Genomic DNA, 22,976 nt, shown 5'->3' on the forward strand with positions numbered 1-22,976 from the left:
AGGGCCTTTGTTCAACCTTTCGCCAGTGCCGGGGTTTAGCCGACGATATCGGCCAGGCTCAGCTCTTCGACAATCTGTTTGACCCAAGCGTCCACGCGCTCGTTGGTCAGCTCCGGCTGACGGTCTTCGTCGATCGCCAGACCGATGAAGTGATCGTCGTCCGCCAGGCCTTTGGAGGCCTCGAAGTGGTAGCCTTTGGTCGGCCAGTGGCCCACGATGGCTGCGCCGCGCGGTTCGATGATGTCGCGGATGGTGCCCATCGCGTCACAGAAGTATTCCGCGTAGTCTTCCTGGTCGCCGCAGCCGAACAGCGCCACCAGTTTGCCGTTGAAGTCGACTTCTTCCAGCGTCGGGAAGAAATCATCCCAGTCACACTGCGCTTCACCGTAGTACCAGGTCGGGATACCCAGCAGCAGGATATCGAACCCTTCCAGGTCTTCTTTGCTGCTTTTAGCGATGTCATGCACTTCAGAGACGTCGTCGCCAAACTGTTTCTGGAGAATTTTCTGGATCATTTTGGCAATGTTTTCGGTATTGCCAGTGTCGCTGCCAAAGAAAATGCCTACAGTAGCCATATCGCGTATAACCTTTAAATTCAAGTAATTGCATTACTCGATGCCAGCACTGCCGCCGCTGACGCCGATTAAAATGATGCCATGGCAAGAGCCTTTCGCCTCCGGGGCGGGCGCCGACAGGCGCAGTCTCTTACCGGTAAATGCGTATCATGCCAGAAAGTGGCGCCGGGGTTTTATCGCATTTATGCGATGCCGGAGAATGAAGAAAAGCGGGGTCGATCCGGCGTTGTCCTTAACGCCGCGCCGCGCGTGCGGCCGAAGAGATCAATGTTCCGGCTGTTCTTCCGCCAGTTGCGCCAACAGCATCTGCTCGATGAGTTCGCTGCGGCTGATGTTGCGCTGTTCCGCCAGTTTGTTCAGGGCATCCACCGCGTCCGCGTTGATTTTCAGCTCTACGCGTCGCAATCCACGCACTTTATCGCGCCGTAACTGATTGCGCTTATTGATTCTAAGCTGTTCATCGCGGGAAAGCGGGTTGGTTTTCGGGCGCCCCGGACGGCGTTCATCTGCGAACAGATCCAGCGTCGTGCGATCCGTTTGTTCTTTTGCCATAGGTAGCGGTACTGCAAGGGAGTTTGCATCAAAAAGCGCTCGCACGCTTCCGGAGGCATCGGTTAACACACTTCGGGCCAATAAACCCTAACCCAAATTCACCTCCGAACCGGCGTTCGCGAACGCGCTGGCGCGGCGGCAAAATTATAGCGCGCCATATTACCCCAGCAGATGGAGCGGCGACAATGCCTAACTGCGGGCTAAACGCGCTAAGCCGTTATCTTTAGCGCGTTTTTTCGCCAGGTGAGTGCGTTTTTCAGGCTTCGCCGAGGAAACGGTGGATGGCGCGCAGCACCGCTTCCGGTTTTTCGGCGTGCACCCAATGGCCGGTGCCGGCGACGACGTGTGCGCGGGCCTGCGGGAACTGGCGGGCGATATCCGCACGGTAGCTGTCCTGCACGTACGGCGACAGGCCGCCGCGAATGAACAGAGTCGGATGCGGCCAGGCCGGGACTTCCTGCCAGCCGGTAATGTCTGCGTAGCGTTCGATCAGTACCGGCAGGTTGAAGCGCCATTCACCGTTGTGGAAGGACTTCAGCAGGAACTGGATCACGCCTTCTTCCTGCAGGTAGTCGCGCATCAGTTGGGCAGCCGCCTGGCGCTGGGTAATGCCGGCGGCGCTGACGGCCTTCAGCGCGGCGAAGATCTCGTCGTGGCGGCGGGTTTGGGCGACGTCGATGACGATCAGCCTGGCGATGCGCTCGGGCGCGATGGCGGTCAGTGCCATCGCCGCTTTGCCGCCCATCGAATGGCCGATGACGATCGCTTTTTCCAGCTGCAGTTCGTCGAGCAGCGCCAGCAGATCCTGCGCCATGGCGGGGTAGTTCATGTCGTCGGCGCGCGGGGAGAGGCCGTGGTTGCGCAGATCGACCTTGATCACCGTGTGCTGTTTATGCAGATCGCGCGCCAGCACGCCCAGGTTGTCCAGATTGCCGAACAGCCCGTGGATCAGCAGCACCGGCAGCGCGTCTGACTCGGCGGCCAGCAGTTGATAATGTAATTTCATGGCGAAGTTCATACTGAGAGAGATTCAGATTAGGGTATCATGATTGAATCGCACGATGAATCATGCGGAATTTTCGCGGCGCGGGCTTGGCAGTGCCGGCTATAGGTATTAGTCTGCATTTGCCGTCCGGAGGCACATTGTTGTGTTCGCCCCAGCGCTTTTAACCTTATAATCCCATGGCTTGAATGCAGGATCTGGCTTCAGGTTCTAAGTAGAAAAAACAGTATTGGATAAAGATGAAAACTATTGAAGTCGACGAAGAGCTTTACCGTTATATTGCCAGCCACACGCAACACATCGGTGAAAGCGCGTCCGATATTTTACGCCGCATGTTGAAATTCACCGCCGGGCAACCGGTGCGCGCGTTGCCTGCCGCCAGTGCGTCACAGTCCGTCGAGCTGGAAAAAGCGGTGCCGGCTCAGCGTCCGCGCGATCGCGTACGCGCCGTGCGTGAACTGCTGCTGTCGGATGAATACGCCGAGCAGAACAAAGCGGTCAACCGTTTCATGCTGGTGCTGTCCACGCTGTACACCCTCGATGCCGCCGGTTTCGCCGCCGCTACCGAGGCGTTGACCGGCCGTACCCGCACCTATTTCGCCGGCGATCAGCAGACCCTGCTGGCCAACGGCACGCACACCAAGCCGAAGCATGTACCGGGCACCCCTTACTGGGTGATCACCAATACCAATACCGGCCGCAAGCGCAGCATGATCGAACACATCATGCAGGCGATGCAGTTCCCGGCGGAACTGATCGAGAAAGTTTGCGGTACCGTCTAATTTAGCGAACAGCCCGTCATGATGGCCGTGCGCGACGTATTTGCCCGGTCACCGACAGGGATGAGGGAGATATGTCGATGGCGAATAATCCACGTGCCGGGCAGCCCGCCCGCCAAAGCGATCTGATCAACGTAGCCCAGCTGACGTCGCAGTACTATGTGCTGCAACCGGAAGCCGGCAATGCCGCACATGCGGTGAAGTTTGGTACCTCCGGCCACCGCGGCAGCGCGCAGCGCCACAGCTTCAACGAAGCGCACATCCTCGCCATCGCTCAGGCGATCGCCGAAGTTCGTCATCAGCAAGGCACTACCGGCCCGTGCTACGTGGGCAAAGACACCCATGCACTGTCCGAGCCGGCCTTCATTTCCGTGCTGGAAGTGCTGACCGCCAACGGCGTCGATGTGATCGTGCAGGAAAACAACGGCTTCACGCCAACGCCGGCGGTATCGCACGCCATTCTGTGCCACAACCGCCGCGGCGGCGCTCAGGCCGACGGCATCGTCATTACGCCGTCCCATAACCCGCCGGAAGACGGCGGCATCAAATACAATCCGCCGAACGGCGGCCCGGCTGACACCAACCTGACGTCGGTGATCGAGAAGCGCGCCAACGAACTGCTGGCGCAGCAGTTGAAAGGCGTTCAGCGTCAGTCGCTGGATAAGGCCTGGAACAGCGGCCACCTGCATGCCAAAGATCTGGTGCAGCCTTATGTCGAAGGCCTGGTTGACGTGGTCGACATGCCGGCCATTCAACGCGCCGGCCTGAAGCTGGGCGTGGATCCGCTCGGCGGCTCCGGCATCGCCTATTGGCAGCGGGTGGCGGAACACTACAAGCTGGATCTGACGCTGGTGAACGACTCCATCGATCAGACCTTCCGCTTTATGCACCTGGACCATGACGGCATCATCCGCATGGACTGCTCGTCCGAGTCGGCGATGGCCGGCCTGCTGGCGCTGCGCGACAAATTCGATCTGGCGTTCGCCAACGATCCGGATTACGACCGTCACGGCATCGTCACGCCGAAGGGCCTAATGAACCCGAACCACTATCTGGCGGTAGCCATCAACTACCTGTTCCAACATCGCCCGCAGTGGGGCGCCGATGTGGCGGTAGGTAAAACGCTGGTATCCAGCGCGATGATCGACCGCGTGGTGGCTGACCTGGGGCGCAAGCTGGTGGAAGTGCCGGTCGGCTTCAAGTGGTTCGTGGACGGCCTGTTCGACGGCAGCCTGGGCTTCGGCGGCGAAGAAAGCGCCGGGGCCTCGTTCCTGCGCTTCAACGGCCAGCCGTGGTCGACCGACAAAGACGGTATCATCATGTGCCTGCTGGCGGCTGAAATCACCGCGGTAACCGGTGAGAACCCGCAGCATCATTATGACGATCTGGCCAAGCGCTTCGGCGCGCCGAGCTACAACCGCATCCAGGCGCCGGCAACCCATGCGCAGAAAGCGGCGCTGTCCAAACTGTCGCCGGAGATGGTCAAGGCCAGTACGCTGGGCGGGGATCCGATCACCGCACGTCTGACCGCGGCGCCGGGCAACGGCGCGTCGATCGGCGGCTTGAAAGTGATGACTGACAATGGCTGGTTCGCGGCCCGTCCTTCCGGTACTGAAGAGGCTTACAAGATCTACTGCGAGAGCTTCCTCGGGGCGGAACACCGCGAGAAGATTGAGCACGAAGCGGTCGAGATCGTCAGCGAAGTGCTGGCTTCCGCCAAGTAATCGCTTTTCTTGATGGATAAAAAGCGCTGTTTTTACAGCGCTTTTTTTATGCCTGTAATTTAGATATATCTTTTTTACGGTACGTGCTTGCGCATTTAGATATATCGATCTAGATTAGCGCTATCGACGCTGTTTAGATATATCTAAACAACCTCGTATTGATGTTCACTGTTAAAGCGAGGTATCACCCTATGTTTCATCGATTAGGTTTACACCGGCATCACCACCACCATCATGAGTGCGAAGAGGGCCGCCGTCATCGCGGCGGACGCCATCACTTCGGCGGCGAAGGCGAAGAGCACGGCCGAGGTGGGCGCGGTGGCCGGGGCGGGCGTCATCGTCTGTTCGAACACGGCGATCTGCGCCTGGTGTTGCTGGCGCTGGTGGCGCGCAAGCCCAGCCACGGGTACGAATTGATCAAGGCGATCGAGGAAGCGTCATCCGGCCTGTACGTGCCGAGCCCGGGGGTGATTTACCCCACGCTGACGCTGCTGGAAGAACAGGATTTCCTTGAGCCGCTCACCACCGGCAACGGCCGCAAAAGCTACCGTATCACCGTGGCGGGCGAGCGCGAGCTGCAAAAGCATCAACAGGTGGTTGACGTCATTCTGGCGCGCCTGGCGGGCGCCGGCCGCGAGCATCATCGGCACGGCAACCTGGCGGAAGGCATCTACGACGCCATGAACCGTCTGCGCAGCCTGCTGCGCGGCAACGTGATGCGCGCCGATCTCACGCCGCAGCAGGTGGAGCGCATCAACGCCGCGTTGCTGACCGCCGTGGCGGCGATCGAAAGCGAAATGCATATTCAACCCACGCAGCAGGAGAAGAACTGATGCCCGGCCACCGTTTTAACATTACCGTTGAAGCCCTGAGCGATCGCCAGGGCAACCCCGTCGAGAAAGCACCGCTGAGTTTTGAGGTGACCAACCACGACGATATTCTCGAGATCGTCGAGCGCATTCGGGCGCGTGACGATCTGAACTTCGGCCCCGAGCAGAGCGCGGCCTTCGCCGTAGGATTGAAGCTGTTCTCCGAAGTGATGATCGAAAACCGCAAACACCCGGTGTTCGCTCCGCTGCGCGAGGCGTTTAAGGAATTTATGGTCGGATTGAAGAAGGGCCCGGCGGCGTAAAGGCGCGGCAAACCGCGCCCACCGGGGTTAAGGCATGAAGCGATAGCCGACGCCGGTTTCGGTCAGCAGGTGTTTGGGCCGGGCCGGATCGGCTTCGAGCTTCTGCCGCAAATGGCCCATGTAGATGCGCAGATAGTGGCTGTGCTCCACGTAGTTCGGCCCCCAGACGTGGCTCAACAGCTGGCGTTGGGTGATCACCTTGCCGGCGTTGGCCAGCAGCTCCGCCAGCAGGCGAAACTCGATCGGCGTCAGATGCAGATCTTCGTCGTTGCGCAGCACCCGGCGATTCACCAGATCGACGGTAATCGCCGAAAAGCTCACCAGCGGGCTTTCCTGTTGGTTAGCTGAGTGGCGGCGCAGTGCGACCCGCACCCGCGCCAGCAGCTCGCCGATGCCGAACGGTTTGCTGAGGTAGTCGTCGGCGCCGGCATCCAGCGCGGCGATCTTGTCCTCTTCGGCGTTGCGCGCCGACAGCACGATCACTGGAATGGCGCTCCACTGCCGCAGATCGCGGATGTAGCTCAGCCCGTCACCGTCCGGCAAGCCCAAATCCAGGATGATCAGATCCGGTTTGCGCGTGCCGGCTTCAATCAACCCGCGCTGCAGCGTTTCACTTTCAAATACCCGCAGGCCTTCGCTCTCCAGCGCGGTGCGCACGAAGCGGCGGATCTCTTTTTCATCTTCAACAATCAGAATGTTGGTTGGCGTTATGCTCACGTTTCCTCTGCGTTGATTACAGATCGAAGGCGTCGCCGTCGATCTCGGGCGGTTTTTCCAGCGGCAGCACGAAGCGGAAGCTGGCGCCGCCGTTGGCGCCGTTTTCCGCCCAGATGCGGCCGTCATGCACTTCAATAATGGCACGACAAATCGCTAACCCCAAGCCGACGCCGGGGATCGCCGACTCTTTATTGCCGCGTGAAAACTTGTCGAAAATTAGCTGCAGCTGATCGGCGGGGATGCCGGGGCCGTTATCCCAGACCTCGACTTCCAGCCACTCGGGCAGCGTGCGGGCGCGAATGCCGATGGTGGCCTCGGCGCCGGCGTATTTATTGGCGTTTTCCAACAGGTTGGTGAACACCCGTTCCAGCAGGCTACCGTCGCAGTTGACCAGGATCTGTTCCGGCGGCAGCTCGACCTCGATCGGATGCTGGCTGAGCAGCGGCTCCAGCATGTGCAGCGAAGCGCCGACGATCTCTTCCAGCGACTGCCACTCTTTGCGCAGGCTGAAACCGCCGGACTGGATGCGCGCCATATCCAGCAGGTTGTTCACCAGCCGGGTGGTGCTCAGCACCTGCTGGCGGATCTGGCTGGCCTGGGTGGCGTGATTGGAGCCTTCGGCCGCCAGGTCCAGCGTGAGGATTTCCGCCTGGCCGAACAGCACCGTCAGCGGCGTGCGCAGATCGTGCGACAGCGCCGCCAGCAGCGAGTTGCGCAGCTGTTCGCGTTCGGCGTCCAGCTTGGCTTCTTCGGCGCTGCGCGCCAGGTGCAGCCGTTCCAGCGCGCTGGCGATCAGCACTGCGAAGGTTTGCAGCAACCGCTGCTGTTCCGGCACCATCAGCTGGCGCAGGTTATTGGGCTCGATCGCCAACAGGCCGAAGGTCTGCTTGGGGGTATTGAGCGGTAGAAGTTGGTAAGGCACGCCGGGCAGGGTGTCGGTGCCGGCGCCGGCCGGCAAGCCTTTATCGAAACTCCAGCGCGCGATGGCTTCGTCTACCGACAGCAGCCCGCCTTCCTCGCCGACCATTTGCTGCAGCCGGCCGCCTTCCTGCGGCAGCAGCAGCACGGTTTTCGCCTGGAAGCTGCTGGAGAGGAAATGACGGCTGGTGTTGGCGATGTCGGCCACGGTCAGCGCGCGGCTCAGCCCGCGTGACATTTCGTACAGATGGCGCGCCCGCTGCTCGCGGTAGCGCGCCACCCGGGCCTGATAACGCACCCCGGCGGTCAGGTTGCCGATGATGATGCCGACGGCGAGCATCACGCCGAAGGTCAGCAGATACTGCATATCGCTGACGGCGAACGACCATTCGGGCTGAACGAAGAACAGATCGAAACTGGCGACGTTGATCACCGCCGCCAGCACCGATGGCCAGCGGCCGAAGAACAGTGCGACGATCGCCACGCCGAGCAGGTAGACCATCACCAGGTTGGCCTGATCGAAGCCCGGCAGCAGCCACTGCGAGAGCAGGGTGATCAGCGCGCACAGCGCCACCGCCACCGCGCAGCCGCGCAGCTGCATGCGCCATTTCTCATTGAAGCTGCGGCCGTCGTGCTCCTTGCCCGGCGGCGGCTGTGCGGCGTCGCTCTCCAGCGCGACGATCACCAGATCGAGATCCGGGCCCAGCCGGCCGAGGCGATCGGCGAAGCTGCCGCGCAGCTTCCAGCGCTGCTCGCTGCGGCGGCCGATGATGATTTTGCCGAGGTTATGTTCGCGGGCGTAGCGCAGCACCGCACGCTCTTCGGACGGATCGGCTAGGGTAGCGGTTTCGGCACCCAGTTCCTGCGCCAGCCGCAGCGCGCGCAGAATGGCGCGGCGCTGGTTTTCCGGCAGCCGGTGCAGCTTGGGGGTTTCCACGTAGACCGCATGCCAGTGGCAGCCAAGCCGCGCCGCCAGCCGGGCGGCGATGCGCACCAGCTTTTCGTTGCCGCTATTGTGGCCGACGCACAGCAGAATGCTGTCGCGGGTGTGCCACACTTTCTCGCGCCCCTGAGTGTCACGAAATTCGCGCATCTGGTCATCGACCCGATCGGCGGTGCGGCGCAGCGCCAGCTCGCGCAGGGCGATCAGGTTACCTTTGCGGAAGAAGTGCTCGATGGCGCGCTCGGCTTGGCCGGGAATATACACTTTGCCTTCGTGCAGCCGTCGGCGCAGATCGTCCGGCGGCAGATCGACCAGCACCACTTCGCTGGCCTCGTCAAACACGTGGTCGGGCACCGTTTCGCGCACCCGCACGCCGGTCACGCCGCCCACCACGTCGTTCAGACTTTCCAAATGTTGCACGTTGACGGTCGTCAGCACGTCGATGCCGGCGTCCAGCAGCTCTTCCACATCCTGCCAGCGTTTGGGGTGGCGCGAACCGTGGGCGTTGCTGTGCGCCAGTTCGTCCATCAAGATCAGCGCTGGGTGGCGCGCCAACGCGGCGTCGAGGTCGAATTCCTGCACCAGTCGCCCACGATGCTGGATGCGCTTTTGCGGCAGCAGCGCCAGGCCGTCGAGCAGGGCGGCGGTCTCGCTGCGGCCGTGGGTTTCCACCACGCCGACCAACACGTCCAGCCCCTGAGCGCGCAAGCGCTGGGCCTCCTGCAGCATGGCGTAGGTCTTGCCGACGCCGGCGCAGGCGCCGAAGAATACCTTCAACCGGCCGCGCGGTTTTTCATTGGCCAGCGCCAGCAGGCTGTCGGGATCGGGACGCTGCTGTTCTTCTTCGACCATGACAATTCCTTGTGTTACCAAGCAAAAAGGGGTTCGGCATGCCGAACCCTATCACTATGCTGAATACGGCGCGTTACTTCAACGCATCCAGCGCCAGGTTCAGCTTCAACACGTTCACCACCGATTCGCCCATGAAGTTGGGCGTGGCCCGATCGGTGTTGTCTTCGATCAGTTTGGCGACCTGTTTCGGCGGCAAATGACGCGCCGCCGCGACCCGCGCCAGCTGATACCGCGCCGCGGCGATCGAGATCTGCGGATCCAACCCACTGCCGGAGGCGGTCAGCAGATCGACCGGGATCGGGCCGCTCATCGCAGGGTTGGCCTGGCGCAGCAGCGCTGCGCGCTCGGCGGTAGCCTTATCCAACGCCGGGTTGGTGGCCGCCAGGTTGCTGCCGGCAGAGGCCAGTGGATTATAGGCCGAATCACCGGTGGCCGATGGGCGGCCCCAGAAATAGTCGGCGCGCGTGAAGTTCTGGCCGATCAGTGCGGAGCCGACCGCCTTGTCGCCCTGGTACAGCAGCGAACCGTTGGCCGCGCCCGAAAACAGCAGCTGCGCCAGCCCGGTGGTCAGCAGCGGATAGGCGATGCCGGTGATCAGAGTCAGCAGGATCAGCATCACCAGCGCAGGTCGTAAATACGTCATGTTCATTTCCCTCAATGGTTAACCGGCGACGTGCAGCGCGACCAGGATCAGGTCGATCAGTTTGATGCCGACGAACGGCACCAGCAGACCGCCGACCCCGTACAGCCACAGGTTGCGGCGCAGCAGGGCCGCGGCGCTCATCGGTTTGTAACTCACCCCTTTCAACGCCAGCGGGATCAGGAACACGATCACCAGGGCGTTGAAGATCACCGCCGACATGATGGCGGAGGCAGGGGAGTGCAGGTGCATCACGTTCAGCGCGTTCAGCTGCGGATAGGTGGCCGCGAACGCCGCCGGAATAATGGCGAAGTATTTGGCCACGTCGTTGGCGATGCTGAAGGTGGTCAGCGAGCCGCGCGTCATCAGCATCTGTTTGCCGATGTGTACCACTTCGATCAGCTTGGTCGGGTTGGAATCCAGATCGACCATGTTGCCCGCCTCTTTGGCGGCCTGGGTGCCGGAGTTCATCGCCACCGCCACATCGGCCTGCGCCAGCGCCGGGGCGTCGTTGGTGCCGTCGCCGGTCATCGCCACCAGACGGCCTTCCGCCTGATACTGGCGGATCAGCGCCAGCTTGGCTTCCGGCGTGGCTTCCGACAGGAAGTCGTCCACTCCGGCTTCGGCGGCGATCGCCGCCGCGGTCAGCGGGTTATCGCCGGTGATCATCACCGTTTTGATGCCCATCTTGCGCAGCTCATTGAAGCGTTCCTTGATGCCGCCCTTGACGATATCCTTCAGCGCCACCACGCCCAGCACTCGGGCGCCTTCCGCCACCACCAGCGGCGTGCCGCCGGTGCGCGCCACGCTTTCCACCAGATCGTCCACCGCCCGCGGGAAGTGCCCCTGATTGGTTTCGACGTGACGGCGAATGGCATCCACTGCGCCTTTACGGATCATGCGCTCCTGCACGTTGACGCCGCTCATGCGGGTCTGGGCGGAGAAGGGCACGAAGGTGGCGTTCAGCGCCTGCAGATCGCGTTCGCGCAGGTTGAAGCGCTGTTTGGCCAACACCACGATGCTGCGGCCTTCCGGCGTTTCGTCCGCCAGCGAGGCCAGCTGCGCGGCGTCCGCCAGCTCTTGCTCTTTCACGCCCGGCGCCGGCAGGAACTCTGAAGCCTGGCGGTTGCCCAGCGTGATGGTGCCGGTTTTATCCAGCAGAAGCACGTCCACGTCGCCGGCGGCTTCCACCGCGCGGCCGCTGGTGGCGATCACGTTGGCGCCGAGCATGCGGCTCATCCCGGCCACGCCGATGGCGGACAGCAGGCCACCGATGGTGGTGGGGATCAGGCAAACCAGCAAGGCGACCAGCACGGTGATGGTGACTACGCTGCCGCTGCCGGCTGCTTCCACGCTGTATTGCGAGAACGGGAACAGGGTGGCGGTGGCCAGGACGAACACGATGGTCAGCGCCACCAGCAGGATGGTCAGCGCGATCTCGTTCGGCGTTTTGCGGCGCTTGGCGCCTTCCACCATGGCGATCATGCGATCGAGGAAGGTTTCCCCCGGGTTGACGCTGCACTGTACCACCAGCCAGTCGGACAGCACGCGGGTGCCGCCGGTGACCGAGGAGAAGTCCCCGCCGGATTCGCGGATCACCGGGGCGGATTCGCCGGTGATGGCGCTTTCATCTACCGAGGCGCCGCCTTCCAGCACTTCGCCGTCGCACGGGACGGTATCGCCGGCTTCCACCAGTACGATATCGCCTTTGCGCAGGCTTTCGGCGGCCACTTTCTCCGTGGCGCCGTCGCGGCGCGGGCCGGCCAGCTTTTTTGCCCAGCTGGTTTTCTTGGTGCCTTTCAGGCTTTCCGCCTGGGCCTTGCTGCGGCCTTCGGCCAGCGCCTCGGCGAAGTTGGCGAACAGCACGGTGAACCACAACCACAGGGCGACGCTGCCGGTAAAGGCGGCGGCACCGTCGGTTTGGCCGGCGAGGATCGCCAGCCAGATGGCGGTGGTCAGCAGGCTGCCGATATACACCACGAACATCACCGGGTTGCGCCATTGAACGCGAGGATCCAGTTTTTTCACCGCATCGATCAGCGCGGTGCGCACCAGAGCCGGTTCAAACAGCGCGCGTTGTTTGCGAGTCATCTCTTATTCTCTCTCTGTGACGTCGGTTAGTTTGCCAACCAAAGCTGCAAATGCTCGGCCACCGGGCCTAGCGCCAGCGCCGGCACGAAGGTCAGTGCACCCACCAGCAATACGGTGCCGATCAGCAGGCCGATAAACAGCGGCCCATAGGTCGGCAGGGTGCCGTTGCCCGCCGGCTGGCGTTGTTTGGCGCTCAGCGAACCGGCGATCGCCAGCACCGGCAGGATCACCCCGAAGCGGCCGACGAACATGGCGAAGGCCAGCAGCAGGTTGTAAAACGGCGTATTGACGCTCAACCCGGCGAAGGCGCTGCCGTTGTTGTTGGCGGCGGAGGACAGGGCGTACAGCACTTCGCTGAAGCCGTGAGCGCCCGGGTTGAGGATGCCGGCGCGGCCCGCGTCGGTGCCGATGGCCAGCGCGCTGCCCAGCAACACCAGCGTCGGCGTGACCAGGATCGCCAGCGCGGTCATCTTCATGTCGTAAACGTCGATTTTCTTGCCCAGATATTCCGGGGTGCGGCCGATCATCAGGCCGGCGATAAATACCGTCAGCAGTACGAACAGCAGCATGCCGTACAGGCCGGAGCCTACGCCGCCGAACACCACTTCACCGATCTGCATCAGCCACATCGGTACCATGCCGCCCAGCGCGGTGAAGGAGTCGTGCATGGCGTTGACCGCCCCGCAGGACGCGGCGGTGGTCACCACCGAGAACAGGCTGGTGGCGAGAATGCCAAAGCGCGACTCTTTGCCTTCCATATTGATGTTGCTGTCGGCGCCCAGCGCGCTCAGGTGCGGGTTGCCCGCCAGCTCGGCGACCATCACCACCACCACCGCCACCACGAAGATCAGCGCCATCGCCCAGATCAGCGCGTGGCCCTGACGGTTTTCACCGGCCAACTGGCCGAAGGAGAAGCACAGCGCGCAGGGGATCAGGAAGATGGCCAGCATCTGCACGAAGTTGGTCAGCACGGTTGGGTTCTCGAACGGGTGCGCCGAGTTGGCGCCGAAGAAGCCGCCGCCGTTGGTGCCGAGCATCTTGATCGCTTCCTGCGAGGCCACTGGCCCCATCGGCAGCGTCTGCTGCGCACCTTCGAGCGTGGTGACGTGCAGGTAAGGCAGGAAGTTTTGCAGCGTGCCCTGGCTGACGAAGAACAGAGCGATCAGCAGCGCGATCGGCAGCAGCACATACAGCGTGATGCGGAATAGATCGGCCCAGGCGTTGCCGACGGTCTTGCCGGCGCGGCGGGTAAAGGCGCGGATCAGCGCAAAGGCCACGGCGATGCCGGTGGAGGCGGAGACGAAGTTCTGCACCGCCAGCCCGGCCATCTGGCTGAAATAGCTGAGAGTGCTTTCACCGCTGTAGGCCTGCCAGTTGGTGTTGGTGACGAAGCTGACGGCGGTGTTGAGCGCCAGATCCCAGGAGAGGCCCGGGAAGCCTTGCGGGTTGAGCGGCAGCGAGCCCTGCGTCATCAGCAGGGCGAACAGCAACGCCAGGCCGAGCAGGTTGAACGCCAGGATCGCCAGCGCGTACTGCCACCAGTTCATCTCGGTGGCGCGGATGCCGCAGGCGCGCCAGACGCCGGCTTCCACCCCGCGCAGCGTAGGCAGCGGCTCACCTTCGATCAGGCGCGCCATAAAACCGCCCAGCGGCCGGGCCAGCAGCAGAAGCACCAGCAGGAAACTGGCGATCAGTAAAAAGGCTGAAGCCGCCATCAGAAATCCTCCGCGTTAAACAGGGCGTAGACCAGATAGGCCAACAGCAGCAGGACCAACAGCGCACCACCAATAACGCTGAAACTCACGGGACACCTCCAGAGGTGTTGTTTTTGATAGAGGCAGTGTAGGGAGCGGGGTAGAAAGAAGATGAAAAAATCGCGCGGGCGGGTGTAAAAAAAGTATAAAAATGGCTGAAATTTCAGCGGAAATTGAGCATTTCAAGCAGCAGGTTGGCGGCGAGATTGCGCCTGATGAGTGAATAAGCAAGGGCAGAGGCGTGGAAGCAGGAACCGGATAATAACCACAATGTAACCCATGATAAGTTAAAAATTAACCTGGTTGTAACAAAATTACGAATCGTTGCGGCGATTAGCGATTTTTTGTGCGATTTAGTGGTCGGATGAGTAGTAAACTTTCATCAAGTGCGCTAAAATTTTGCTCAGTTACCAAATTACCGATTGTTCATTTGATACGCCGACGCCGTTTTCCCTGACAAATCAACGGCAGGCGTTTTTAAGGAGGTTCGCATGTCTACTACCTATCACGCTTATTCATTGCATCGGATTCTCCTGCGCCGCAGCGCAGTGGTTATCGCGGGCATTTTGGCCCTGCCGGTGATGCTGTTCCGCAGCGATCGCGGGCGTTTTTACAGCTACCTGCACCGCGTCTGGTCAAAAACCAGCGATAAGCCGGTCTGGCTGCAGCAGGCGGAACTGGCGTCCTGCGATTTCTACTGAGTCGCTGCCGATTCACGAAAAAACCCTCGCCCTGCGGCGGGGGTTTTTTTATGCCTCTGGCCGCCCCTATCAAGCGCAAGGTCGTATTCGGCAAGCCATTCTTCTACACTTTCCTCATCGGCCAACAACATGGGAGAGCGGTATGAGCGACAAGATCCCTATCGGCATCAGCGCCTGTTTACTGGGCGAGACGGTGCGTTTCGACGGCGGCCACAAGCGGCTGGCCTTTGCGGTGGAACAGTTGGCGCCCTATGTGCGCTTTGAGCCCGTTTGCCCGGAAATGGCGATCGGGCTGCCTACGCCGCGCCCGGCGCTGCGCCTGGTGAAACAGGCGCAGCCGTGGCCGGCGATGCGCTATAGCAACGACGCCGGCGTGGATCTGACCGAGGAGATGCGCGGCTTCTCCGCGCAGCGCGTGGCGGCGTTGCAGCACCTGTGCGGCTATATCGTCTGCGCCAAGTCGCCGAGCTGCGGCCTGGAACGGGTGCGGGTCTACAGCGAGAACGGCAAGGACTCGCGTAAAAACGGCGTTGGGCTGTTTACCGCCGAGCTGCTGCGTCAGATGCCGTGGCTGCCGGTGGAAGAAGATGGACGATTGCAGGATGCGGCGCTGCGGGAAAACTTTATCGAGCGAGTGTACGCGCTGTATGAGTTGAACATGCTGTGGCGTCAGGGGCTGACCCGCGGCGGGCTGATCGCGTTTCACAGCCGCTACAAGCTGTCGCTGCTGGCGCATTCGCAGCCGGCGTACCGCGAGCTGGGGCGCTTCGTCGCCGATATTCACCGCTGGGACTCGCTGGAGGCCTTCGCCGTGGAATACCGCAGCCGCCTGATGGCGCTGTTGGCGCACAAAGCGACGCGGCGCAACCACACCAACGTGTTAATGCACGTGCAGGGCTACTTCCGTCGTCAGCTTAGCGCGGCGCAGCGCCAGGAGCTGGCGCACCTGATCGATCGCTACCGGCAGGGCATGCAGCCGCTGCTGGCGCCGATCGCGCTGCTCAAGCATTACATGGCGGAATACCCCGATCGCTATCTGGCGGAACAACGCTATTTCGAACCTTACCCGGAGGCGCTGCGTTTGCGTTACGGCCATTGATTGACAAGGAGTTTTATGACCACGCATCTGGTCTGGTTGCGTAACGATCTGCGTATCACCGACAACAAAGCCCTGCACGCCGCCTGCAGCGATCCGAAAGCCCGGGTGCTGGCGGTGTTTATCGCCACACCGGAGCAGTGGCGGCAACATGAGATGGCGCCGCGGCAGGCGGCGCTGATCCACGCCAGCCTGCAGGCGGTGCAACAGGCGCTGGCGCAAAAGGGCATTGCGCTGCATTGCCATGCCTGTGCGGACTTTGCCGCGTCGATCGACTGGCTGGCGGACTATTGCGAGCGAGAGCAGGTAGATGCGCTGTTTTACAACCGCCAGTATGAACTGAATGAACGGCGACGCGATGTGCGGCTGGAGCAGCAGTTGAATGGACGGGTAACGTGCCACGGTTTTGATGACAGCCTGCTGTTGCCGCCGGGCAGCGTGCTCACCGGCGGCGGCGAGATGTACAAGGTTTATACGCCGTTTCGCAACGCCTTTATTCAGCGCCTGACCGAGTCCGACGTGAGCTGCCTGCCGGCGCCGAAGATCCGTGCCGATGGCGCGTTGCCTGCGCCTGAGGCGCCGGCGGCGTTCGATTATCCCGCGGCGGAAATTGGGGATGACTATCCCGCCGGCGAGGAGGCCGCGCTGCAGCGGCTGCGCGCCTTTTGTCGTGAGCAGGTGCAGGATTACCTTCGGCAGCGCGATCTGCCCGCCATCGCCGGCACCAGCAGCCTGTCGCCCTATCTGGCGATCGGTGCGCTGTCGCCGCGCCAGTGCTTCAACCGCCTGCGCGCCGAATGCCCGCAGCTGCTGGAAGATCGCGAGAGCGGCGCTTTCGCCTGGCTGAACGAGCTGATTTGGCGCGAGTTCTACCGCCATCTGCTGGTGGCCTATCCCGAGCTGTGTCGCCATCGGCCGTTTATCGCCTGGACGGACAAGGTGCGCTGGTGCGATGACGCGGCGAAGCTGCAGGCCTGGCAGCGGGGCGAAACCGGTTATCCGATCGTCGATGCCGCCATGCGCCAACTGAATGCCACCGGCTGGATGCACAACCGGCTGCGCATGATCAGCGCCAGTTTTCTGGTGAAAGATCTGCTGATCGACTGGCGCGCCGGGGAGCGCTATTTCATGTCGCAACTGCTGGACGGGGATCTGGCGGCCAACAACGGCGGCTGGCAGTGGGCGGCCTCCACCGGCACCGACGCCGCGCCGTATTTCCGCATCTTCAACCCGACCACCCAGGGTGAACGTTTTGATCCACAAGGCACTTTTATCCGTAAATGGTTGCCGGAACTGGCGGATGTGCCCGACAATGACATCCATCATCCCCATCGCTGGGCGGAAAAGCAGCGATGCACGCTGAACTACCCGCTGCCGATCGTCGATCACAAACAAGCCCGCATGGAGACGTTGGCGGCGTTCGAGGCGGCGAAACGGGGAGAGTCTTGAGGCAACTGCAAGGAGCGACGCAATGATGAAAAAAGTGCTGGCCCTGTGCCTGAGCGGCTATTCGGCGCTGGCGATAGCCGGCTTTGACGTGGTGGCGCTGGGCGTCGACGGCGGCGTTAGCGACGGCAACCTGACCTCTTATCTGATCCGCAGCGATAATCAGCCGCAGTATGTGGCGCTGGACGCCGGCTCGCTGCTACCGGGCATCGCCAAAGGGTTGGAGAAGGGCAGTTTCCCGCAGGTGACCCCCGAGCTGGCCGCGCCTTACACGCCGCAGGGCTATGTGTTCCGGCAGTTGATCGGCAGTTACTTTATCAGCCACGGCCATCTGGACCACGTGGCGGGGCTGATCGTCGGCTCGCCCGAGGACAATAAAAAAACCGTTTACGCCCAGGCGGACACCGTGCTGACCCTGCGTAATCACTACTTCAACTGGAAGGCCTGGCCGAACTTTACCGACGCCGGCAACGGTTCGCGGCTGGGCACTTACCGGCTGCAAACGGTGCGGCCGCAGCAGCGCTTTACCCTCGGCCTGACCGGGTTGACCGGCGTGATGTACCCGCTTAGCCACGATCGCTACCCGTCGTCGATGCTGCTGATTTCCAACGGCAGCGAGTTCTTCGCCTACTTCGGCGATACCGGGCCGGATAAGGTGGAGCAATCACGCGATCTCGATACCGTCTGGCGCACGCTGGGGCCGCTTGTCGAGCAGAAAAAGCTCAAAGGCATGATTATCGAAACCTCGTACCCCAATGGGATGGAGGATAAACATCTGTACGGCCATTTGACGCCGGCCTGGCTGCTGAAGGAGTTGAAGAACCTGACGCAGTACAGCGGCGGTGAAGGTTCGCTGAACGGTCTGCCGGTGGTGATCAGCCACATCAAGCCCAGCCTGAAGCAGGGCGAAGACACGCGCGCCGCCATTGCGCAGCAGCTGGCGCAGGGCAACGATCTGGGCGTGAAATTCATCCTGATGGCGCAGGGCGACCGGCAGACATTTTGACTATGAAGAGAGAAGAGAATGCGTAACCTCGATCTGGAACAACTGATCAATACGGAACTGAACGCCGCGGCGTTTCAGGACTACGCCCCTAACGGATTGCAGGTAGAAGGCCGCCCGCACGTGCAGCGCATCGTGACCGGCGTCACCGCCTGTCAGGCGCTGCTGGATGCCGCGGTGGCGCATCAGGCCGACGCGATTATCGTGCACCACGGCTATTTCTGGAAAAATGAGGCGCCGGCGGTGCGCGGCATGAAGCGCAATCGTCTGAAAACGCTGTTGACTCACGATATTAACCTGTACGGTTACCACCTGCCGCTGGACGCGCATCCGGTGCTGGGTAACAACGCGCAGCTTGCGCAGGCGCTGGGCATTCGGGTGATTGGCGACGTCGAGCCGCTGGTGCCACACGGCGAATTTGAACAGCCGCTGACCGGCGAGGCGCTGCAGCAGCGTATCGAAAGCCGGCTGGGGCGCGCGGTGCTGCACTGCGGCGATAACGCGCCTGAGCACATTCGCCGGGTGGCCTGGTGCACCGGCGGTGGCCAGGGCTTTATCGACAGCGCAGCGCGCTTCGGCGTCGATGCGTTCATCAGCGGTGAAGTGTCTGAGCAGACCATTCATAGCGCGCGCGAAATGGGCGTGCATTTCTTCGCCGCCGGTCACCATGCGACCGAGCGCGGTGGCGTGAAAGCGTTGGGGGACTGGCTGGCCCAGCACCACGGCTTTGATGTGACCTTTATCGATATCCCGAATCCCGCCTGATTTTTTTCTTCCCCGGATCCAGCCCGGCCTGTGCGCCGGCTGAATCCTTTTATCGCGCTATTTCCTTATTTTCCTTATGGTTGCGTTCTATTGACAGCCGGGGCCGCGTCACGCATAACTGGTGTGTTTTTCATCGCGATAATAATAAGGAGAATAAGGGTGCAACAAGCACGTTATTACCTGTTGGGTGAAAGAGCGGTAGTGCTTGAACTGTCGCCGCCGGTGACGTTACCGAGCCAGCAGCGCATCTGGGCGCTGGCGGAAAAGCTGAATCACCACCCCGACGTGCGGGAAGTGGTGCCGGGGATGAACAACCTGACGCTGTTGCTGCATACGCCGCAGGCCGACGCCGAAGCGATGCTTGCGTTGCTGCAGCAGGGCTGGGAAAGCAAAGAGCGCCTGACGCCGGAGTCGCGCCAGGTGGATATTCCGGTGGTCTACGGCGGGGAGCAAGGCCCCGATCTGGATGACGTGGCGCGCCATACCGGCATGACGCCGCGGCAGGTGGTGGAATGCCACGCGGCGGCGGCCTATGTGGTCTATTTCCTCGGCTTTCAGCCGGGCTTCTCCTATTTGGGCGGCATGCCGGAAAAATTGGCGACGCCGCGCCGCGCCGAACCGCGTCTGGCGGTGGCGGCCGGCTCCGTCGGCATCGGCGGCGGCCAGACCGGCATCTATCCGCTGGTGACGCCCGGCGGCTGGCAACTGATTGGCCGCACGCCGCTGGCGCTGTTCAATCCGCATGAAATGCCGCCGACGCTGCTGCGCCCGGGCGATAGCGTGCGCTTCGTGCCGCAGAAGGAGGGCGTATGCTGATTATTCTGCGTGCCGGCATCTATACCACGGTGCAGGATTTGGGCCGCGAGGGATTCCGCCGCCTGGGCATCAGCACCGGCGGGGCGTTGGATCAACCGGCGCTGAAGATCGCCAACCTGCTGGTGGGCAACGCGCCGGAGGCCGCCGGGCTGGAGATCACGCTCGGCCAGTTCAGCGCCGAGTTTACCCGCTCTGGCTGGATTGCCCTGACCGGCGCCGGCTGCGACGCGCAGCTGGACGGCAAGCCGCTGTGGACCGGCTGGCGCTACCCGGTGAAAAAGGGGCAGCGGCTGGCGCTGGGCACGCCGAAACGCGGCATGCGCAGCTACCTGGCGATCTCGGGCGGTATCGCCGTGCCGGAAATGCTGGGCTCGTGCAGCACCGACATGAAAGCCGCCTTTGGCGGCCACGAAGGCCGTAACCTGAAGGACGGCGATCGGCTGCCGCTGGGCAAATCAGCCGCTCAACCGCAACATCGCTGCGGCGTGAAACAGCTGCTGTTCACCAACCGCATCCGCGCGCTGCCGGGGCCGGAGTACGCCGAATTCAGCGAAGAGGCGCAGGATACGTTTTGGCGCACCGCCTGGCAGCTCAGCCCGCAGAGCAACCGCATGGGCTACCGCCTGCACGGCGGTACGCCGCTGGAGCGCACCACCGACCGCGAGATGCTGTCGCATGGCCTGATGCCCGGCGTGGTGCAGGTGCCGCATAACGGCCAGCCGATCGTGCTGATGGCCGATGCGCAAACCACCGGCGGTTACCCGCGTATCGCCTGCGTGATCGAAGCCGATCTCTACCACTTGGCGCAGATCCGCCTCGGCGAACCGATCCACTTCGTTCTCTGCTCACTGACGGAGGCGCAGCGCGCCAAAGCCGAGCAGGATCTCTTCCTTCGACAGATTGCCTGGGGGTTACATGATCGTTGATTTGAACGCCGATCTTGGCGAAGGCTGCGCCAACGATCAGGCGCTGTTGCAATTGGTGAGCTCGGCCAACATCGCCTGCGGCTTCCACGCCGGCGATGCGCAGACCATGCGTCAATCGGTGCGCTGGGCATTGCAGTACGGCGTGGCGATCGGCGCCCATCCGAGTTTTCCCGATCGGGAGAACTTCGGCCGCACCCGCATGCAGCTGCCGGCGGAAACGGTGTACGCGCAGGTGGTGTATCAGCTCGGGGCGCTGGCGGCGATCGCCCGCGCTGAGGGGGGAGTGATGGTACATGTTAAGCCGCATGGCATGCTGTATAACCAGGCGGCGGTTGAACCGGCGCTGGCGGAAGCGATCGCCCGGGCGGTGCAGGCGGTCGATCCGGCGCTGCGGCTGGTGGGGCTGGCCGGCAGCGAGCTGATCCGCGCCGGGCAACGGCTCGGTCTGACCACCCGGCAGGAGGTGTTCGCCGATCGCGGTTATCAGGCCGACGGCACGCTGGTGCCGCGCGGTTTGCCGGGGGCATTGATCGAGGATGACGAACAGGCGCTGGCGCAAACGCTGGAGATGGTGCGCCATCACCGGGTGCGCAGCGTGGATGGCGTCTGGGCCGCCGTTCAGGCGGAAACTGTCTGCCTGCACGGGGACGGCGAGCATGCGCTGGCGTATGCGCGCAAGCTGCGGGACAGTTTTGTTCAACAGGGTATTCGCGTCAGCGCGGAGCAATAAAGCCGTAAAGCAAGACACAACATCACAAGCAAAAAACTATTAGAAAATATCGAGGGAAGACTATGGAACAGGCTGTGAATCTCTGGCCACTGATCGGCATCGCCGCCATCGTGGTCGGGTTTGTATTGCGTTTCAACCCGGTGCTGGTGGTGATCGCCGCCGGTATCATCACCGGTTTGGCGGCGCTGATGCCGCTGGACGTCATTCTGGAAAAGCTCGGCGAGGGCTTTCTCAACACCCGCAACCTGCCGCTGATCCTGCTGCTGCCGCTGGCGGTGATCGGCCTGCTGGAGCGCCACGGGCTGAAAGAGCGGGCGCAGGCGTGGATCGCCAAGATCAAAAGCGCCACCGCCGGCCGTTTGCTGATCGTGTACCTGTTCGTGCGCGAGATCACCGCGGCGATGGGGCTGACCAGCCTGGGCGGGCACCCGCAAATGGTGCGGCCGCTGCTGGCGCCGATGGCGGAAGGGGCAACGGAAAACCGCTATGGCGAACTGCCGGAGCGTACGCGCCACCGCCTGCGCGCCATGTCGGCCGCGACCGACAACGTCGGGCTGTTTTTCGGTGAGGATATCTTCGTGGCCTTCGGCGCGATCATCTTCATGCACAACTTTATGCTGGAGTCCGGCGGCATCCAGACCGAGCCGCTGCATATCGCGCTGTGGGGCATTCCGACCGCCATTTTCGCTTTCCTGATCCACGCATTCCGGCTGTATCGAATGGATAAACAGCTGAGCGCCGAGCTGGCGCAGCTGAATCAGTCGGCGCTGCAGGCGAAGGGGGAGGCACGATGAATTTCCAGCAACAATATCTCTACTGGCTGGCCGGCGCGGTGCTGCTGATTGTGGCGGTGATGTCCTTCCGCGATCGCGCCAACCCGCGCCGCATCACCACCGGGCTGTTTTGGGGGTTGTACGGCCTGGTATTTCTGGTCGGCGACTGGACTTACCGCCTGCTGGGCGACGTGCTCGGCGAAGGCAGCAACGAGAAACGCATGCTGCACATCATCGTTGGCGGGGTGGTGGTGGTGATGGCCCTGATCGCCGGCTTCGGCGGCGTGCGCCTCGGCAGCTATCATCAGCGAACGCCGCAGGAGCGCGAGACCAGCGCCAAGCGTTTGGGCAACAAGCTGTTTATCCCCGCACTGGCGATCCCGGTGGTGACGGTGATCGGTGTGCTGCTGTTCAACAACGTGCCGGCGTTGCAAAGCGCGGTGTTCGGCAGCGGTAACCACGCGACGCTGATCACCCTGTTCTCGATGACCGTCGGCTGCCTGATCGGTCTGGCGATCGCGGTGAAAATGACCCATGAGAAGGCCCTGCAGCCGGTGCAGGAAGCGCGGCGCCTGCTGGATTCGATCGGCTGGGCGTTCATTCTGCCGCAGATCCTCGCCACGCTGGGGCTGCTGTTTACCGTCGCTGGCGTTGGTACTGCGATCTCGCATTTGACCCAGGAGTATCTGGCGGTCGATAACCGCTTTATCGCCGTGGCGGTCTACGCTATCGGTATGGCGGTGCTGACCATGGTGATGGGCAACGCCTTCGCCGCTTTCCCGATCGTTACCGCCGGCATAGGCATTCCGATCCTGGTATTGCAGCATGGCGGCAACCCGGCGGTGATGGCGGCGATCGGTATGTTCTCCGGCTATTGCGGCACCCTGATGACGCCGATGGCGGCGAACTTCAACATCGTGCCGGCGGCGCTGCTGGAGTTGCCGGACAAGAATGCGGTGATCAAGGCGCAGGTGCCGACCGGCGTGCTGTTGCTGTTGGTTAACGTGTTCCTGCTGTATTTCCTGATGTTCCTGTAGGAG

At 62.4% G+C, this 22,976-nt stretch carries 23 protein-coding genes; 14 read left to right on the forward strand and 9 right to left on the reverse strand.

Going from position 1 to position 22,976, the window contains the following annotated elements; translation table 11 throughout:
* Window positions 1-35 precede the first annotated feature (35 nt).
* From fldA to ybfF, 3 genes are all read right to left on the reverse strand, one after another.
* Complete coding sequence (gene fldA, locus ACJ8IL_RS04520; RefSeq protein ID WP_025301862.1) at window positions 36-575, reverse strand: flavodoxin FldA; 540 nt, start codon at window positions 573-575, stop codon at window positions 36-38.
* A gap of 264 nt (window positions 576-839) precedes the next feature.
* Window positions 840-1,127 carry a LexA regulated protein gene (gene ybfE / locus ACJ8IL_RS04525; protein ID WP_004939936.1) on the reverse strand — a complete coding sequence of 96 codons (288 nt, stop codon included), beginning with the start codon at window positions 1,125-1,127 and terminating at the stop codon, window positions 840-842.
* Between the two features lie 256 nt (window positions 1,128-1,383).
* Window positions 1,384-2,145, reverse strand: coding sequence for an esterase (ybfF, locus tag ACJ8IL_RS04530; protein ID WP_442516369.1), 762 nt, complete (start codon window positions 2,143-2,145; stop codon window positions 1,384-1,386).
* A gap of 224 nt (window positions 2,146-2,369) precedes the next feature.
* Here ybfF and seqA point away from each other — a divergent pair, with 224 nt between their 5' ends.
* The 4 genes from seqA (at window position 2,370) to ACJ8IL_RS04550 (ending at window position 5,765) form a co-directional block, all read left to right on the forward strand.
* Window positions 2,370-2,912 carry a replication initiation negative regulator SeqA gene (seqA, locus tag ACJ8IL_RS04535; protein ID WP_025301864.1) on the forward strand — a complete coding sequence of 181 codons (543 nt, stop codon included), beginning with the start codon at window positions 2,370-2,372 and terminating at the stop codon, window positions 2,910-2,912.
* Window positions 2,913-2,989: 77 nt separating this feature from the next.
* Entirely contained in the window at window positions 2,990-4,633 is a 1,644-nt protein-coding gene (pgm, locus tag ACJ8IL_RS04540; protein WP_016928750.1) for a phosphoglucomutase (alpha-D-glucose-1,6-bisphosphate-dependent), read from the forward strand.
* Between the two features lie 191 nt (window positions 4,634-4,824).
* Window positions 4,825-5,466: a PadR family transcriptional regulator gene (locus tag ACJ8IL_RS04545; protein WP_197835344.1), complete on the forward strand. Its 642-nt coding sequence runs from the start codon at window positions 4,825-4,827 to the stop codon at window positions 5,464-5,466.
* Window positions 5,466-5,765, forward strand: coding sequence for a DUF3861 domain-containing protein (locus tag ACJ8IL_RS04550; protein WP_004939927.1), 300 nt, complete (start codon window positions 5,466-5,468; stop codon window positions 5,763-5,765). Before ACJ8IL_RS04545 ends, ACJ8IL_RS04550 begins: the two co-directional genes overlap by 1 nt.
* A gap of 27 nt (window positions 5,766-5,792) precedes the next feature.
* Here the strand turns inward: ACJ8IL_RS04550 and kdpE are convergent, their stop codons facing one another.
* The 6 genes from kdpE to ACJ8IL_RS04580 form a co-directional block, all read right to left on the reverse strand.
* Window positions 5,793-6,482, reverse strand: coding sequence for a two-component system response regulator KdpE (kdpE, locus tag ACJ8IL_RS04555; RefSeq protein ID WP_016928747.1), 690 nt, complete (start codon window positions 6,480-6,482; stop codon window positions 5,793-5,795).
* Window positions 6,483-6,498: 16 nt separating this feature from the next.
* Entirely contained in the window at window positions 6,499-9,195 is a 2,697-nt protein-coding gene (gene kdpD, locus ACJ8IL_RS04560; RefSeq protein WP_049208642.1) for a two-component system sensor histidine kinase KdpD, read from the reverse strand.
* Between the two features lie 73 nt (window positions 9,196-9,268).
* Window positions 9,269-9,838, reverse strand: coding sequence for a potassium-transporting ATPase subunit KdpC (gene kdpC, locus ACJ8IL_RS04565; RefSeq protein ID WP_261128086.1), 570 nt, complete (start codon window positions 9,836-9,838; stop codon window positions 9,269-9,271).
* An 18-nt stretch (window positions 9,839-9,856) separates the two neighbouring features.
* Window positions 9,857-11,926, reverse strand: a complete 2,070-nt coding sequence (gene kdpB, locus ACJ8IL_RS04570) for a potassium-transporting ATPase subunit KdpB (RefSeq protein ID WP_025301868.1) — start codon at window positions 11,924-11,926, stop codon at window positions 9,857-9,859.
* A gap of 26 nt (window positions 11,927-11,952) precedes the next feature.
* Window positions 11,953-13,641 carry a potassium-transporting ATPase subunit KdpA gene (gene kdpA, locus ACJ8IL_RS04575; RefSeq protein WP_167324901.1) on the reverse strand — a complete coding sequence of 563 codons (1,689 nt, stop codon included), beginning with the start codon at window positions 13,639-13,641 and terminating at the stop codon, window positions 11,953-11,955.
* Entirely contained in the window at window positions 13,641-13,730 is a 90-nt protein-coding gene (locus tag ACJ8IL_RS04580) for a K(+)-transporting ATPase subunit F (protein ID WP_016928742.1), read from the reverse strand. The genes kdpA and ACJ8IL_RS04580 overlap by 1 nt, the downstream gene beginning before the upstream one ends.
* Before the next feature lie 441 nt (window positions 13,731-14,171).
* On the opposite strand from ACJ8IL_RS04580, the gene ACJ8IL_RS04585 reads away from it, so the two are divergent.
* The 10 genes from ACJ8IL_RS04585 (at window position 14,172) to ACJ8IL_RS04630 (ending at window position 22,973) form a co-directional block, all read left to right on the forward strand.
* The gene (locus ACJ8IL_RS04585; RefSeq protein ID WP_004939916.1) at window positions 14,172-14,381 is read left to right on the forward strand and encodes a YbfA family protein; all 210 of its coding nucleotides are present in this window, start codon (window positions 14,172-14,174) and stop codon (window positions 14,379-14,381) included.
* Window positions 14,382-14,523: 142 nt separating this feature from the next.
* Window positions 14,524-15,480 (forward strand): YbgA family protein, encoded by a 957-nt coding sequence (locus ACJ8IL_RS04590; protein WP_406903587.1) that lies wholly within the window; start codon window positions 14,524-14,526, stop codon window positions 15,478-15,480.
* A 15-nt stretch (window positions 15,481-15,495) separates the two neighbouring features.
* Complete coding sequence (gene phrB, locus ACJ8IL_RS04595) at window positions 15,496-16,926, forward strand: deoxyribodipyrimidine photo-lyase (protein WP_060432598.1); 1,431 nt, start codon at window positions 15,496-15,498, stop codon at window positions 16,924-16,926.
* A gap of 22 nt (window positions 16,927-16,948) precedes the next feature.
* Window positions 16,949-17,929, forward strand: coding sequence for an MBL fold metallo-hydrolase (locus ACJ8IL_RS04600; protein WP_025301872.1), 981 nt, complete (start codon window positions 16,949-16,951; stop codon window positions 17,927-17,929).
* An 18-nt stretch (window positions 17,930-17,947) separates the two neighbouring features.
* Window positions 17,948-18,691, forward strand: coding sequence for a type 2 GTP cyclohydrolase I (locus tag ACJ8IL_RS04605; protein ID WP_025301873.1), 744 nt, complete (start codon window positions 17,948-17,950; stop codon window positions 18,689-18,691).
* A 159-nt stretch (window positions 18,692-18,850) separates the two neighbouring features.
* Complete coding sequence (gene pxpB / locus ACJ8IL_RS04610; protein ID WP_025301874.1) at window positions 18,851-19,507, forward strand: 5-oxoprolinase subunit PxpB; 657 nt, start codon at window positions 18,851-18,853, stop codon at window positions 19,505-19,507.
* Window positions 19,501-20,433 carry a 5-oxoprolinase subunit PxpC gene (gene pxpC / locus ACJ8IL_RS04615; RefSeq protein WP_025301875.1) on the forward strand — a complete coding sequence of 311 codons (933 nt, stop codon included), beginning with the start codon at window positions 19,501-19,503 and terminating at the stop codon, window positions 20,431-20,433. The genes pxpB and pxpC overlap by 7 nt, the downstream gene beginning before the upstream one ends.
* Window positions 20,423-21,163: a 5-oxoprolinase subunit PxpA gene (gene pxpA / locus ACJ8IL_RS04620; RefSeq protein WP_173889367.1), complete on the forward strand. Its 741-nt coding sequence runs from the start codon at window positions 20,423-20,425 to the stop codon at window positions 21,161-21,163. The genes pxpC and pxpA overlap by 11 nt, the downstream gene beginning before the upstream one ends.
* Window positions 21,164-21,225: 62 nt before the next feature.
* A complete protein-coding gene (locus ACJ8IL_RS04625; protein ID WP_127146245.1) occupies window positions 21,226-21,957 on the forward strand; it encodes a DUF969 domain-containing protein in 732 nt (243 codons plus the stop codon).
* Window positions 21,954-22,973, forward strand: coding sequence for a DUF979 domain-containing protein (locus tag ACJ8IL_RS04630; RefSeq protein ID WP_025301878.1), 1,020 nt, complete (start codon window positions 21,954-21,956; stop codon window positions 22,971-22,973). The genes ACJ8IL_RS04625 and ACJ8IL_RS04630 overlap by 4 nt, the downstream gene beginning before the upstream one ends.
* The last annotated feature ends 3 nt before the right edge of the window (window positions 22,974-22,976 follow it).

The organism is Serratia sp. CY47444 (genome assembly GCF_052168635.1).
Taxonomy (GTDB): domain Bacteria; phylum Pseudomonadota; class Gammaproteobacteria; order Enterobacterales; family Enterobacteriaceae; genus Serratia; species Serratia bockelmannii.

Bases quoted from the DNA above. Each gene is read 5' to 3' on its own strand.
- fldA (WP_025301862.1), bottom strand. From the start codon at position 575: ATGGCTACTGTAGGCATTTTCTTTGGCAGCGACACTGGCAATACCGAA.
- ybfE (WP_004939936.1), bottom strand. From the start codon at position 1,127: ATGGCAAAAGAACAAACGGATCGCACGACGCTGGATCTGTTCGCAGAT.
- ybfF (WP_442516369.1), bottom strand. From the start codon at position 2,145: ATGAACTTCGCCATGAAATTACATTATCAACTGCTGGCCGCCGAGTCA.
- seqA (WP_025301864.1), top strand. From the start codon at position 2,370: ATGAAAACTATTGAAGTCGACGAAGAGCTTTACCGTTATATTGCCAGC.
- pgm (WP_016928750.1), top strand. From the start codon at position 2,990: ATGGCGAATAATCCACGTGCCGGGCAGCCCGCCCGCCAAAGCGATCTG.
- ACJ8IL_RS04545 (WP_197835344.1), top strand. From the start codon at position 4,825: ATGTTTCATCGATTAGGTTTACACCGGCATCACCACCACCATCATGAG.
- ACJ8IL_RS04550 (WP_004939927.1), top strand. From the start codon at position 5,466: ATGCCCGGCCACCGTTTTAACATTACCGTTGAAGCCCTGAGCGATCGC.
- kdpD (WP_049208642.1), bottom strand. From the start codon at position 9,195: ATGGTCGAAGAAGAACAGCAGCGTCCCGATCCCGACAGCCTGCTGGCG.
- kdpC (WP_261128086.1), bottom strand. From the start codon at position 9,838: ATGACGTATTTACGACCTGCGCTGGTGATGCTGATCCTGCTGACTCTG.
- kdpB (WP_025301868.1), bottom strand. From the start codon at position 11,926: ATGACTCGCAAACAACGCGCGCTGTTTGAACCGGCTCTGGTGCGCACC.
- kdpA (WP_167324901.1), bottom strand. From the start codon at position 13,641: ATGGCGGCTTCAGCCTTTTTACTGATCGCCAGTTTCCTGCTGGTGCTT.
- ACJ8IL_RS04585 (WP_004939916.1), top strand. From the start codon at position 14,172: ATGTCTACTACCTATCACGCTTATTCATTGCATCGGATTCTCCTGCGC.
- ACJ8IL_RS04590 (WP_406903587.1), top strand. From the start codon at position 14,524: ATGAGCGACAAGATCCCTATCGGCATCAGCGCCTGTTTACTGGGCGAG.
- phrB (WP_060432598.1), top strand. From the start codon at position 15,496: ATGACCACGCATCTGGTCTGGTTGCGTAACGATCTGCGTATCACCGAC.
- ACJ8IL_RS04600 (WP_025301872.1), top strand. From the start codon at position 16,949: ATGATGAAAAAAGTGCTGGCCCTGTGCCTGAGCGGCTATTCGGCGCTG.
- ACJ8IL_RS04605 (WP_025301873.1), top strand. From the start codon at position 17,948: ATGCGTAACCTCGATCTGGAACAACTGATCAATACGGAACTGAACGCC.
- pxpC (WP_025301875.1), top strand. From the start codon at position 19,501: ATGCTGATTATTCTGCGTGCCGGCATCTATACCACGGTGCAGGATTTG.
- pxpA (WP_173889367.1), top strand. From the start codon at position 20,423: ATGATCGTTGATTTGAACGCCGATCTTGGCGAAGGCTGCGCCAACGAT.
- ACJ8IL_RS04625 (WP_127146245.1), top strand. From the start codon at position 21,226: ATGGAACAGGCTGTGAATCTCTGGCCACTGATCGGCATCGCCGCCATC.
- ACJ8IL_RS04630 (WP_025301878.1), top strand. From the start codon at position 21,954: ATGAATTTCCAGCAACAATATCTCTACTGGCTGGCCGGCGCGGTGCTG.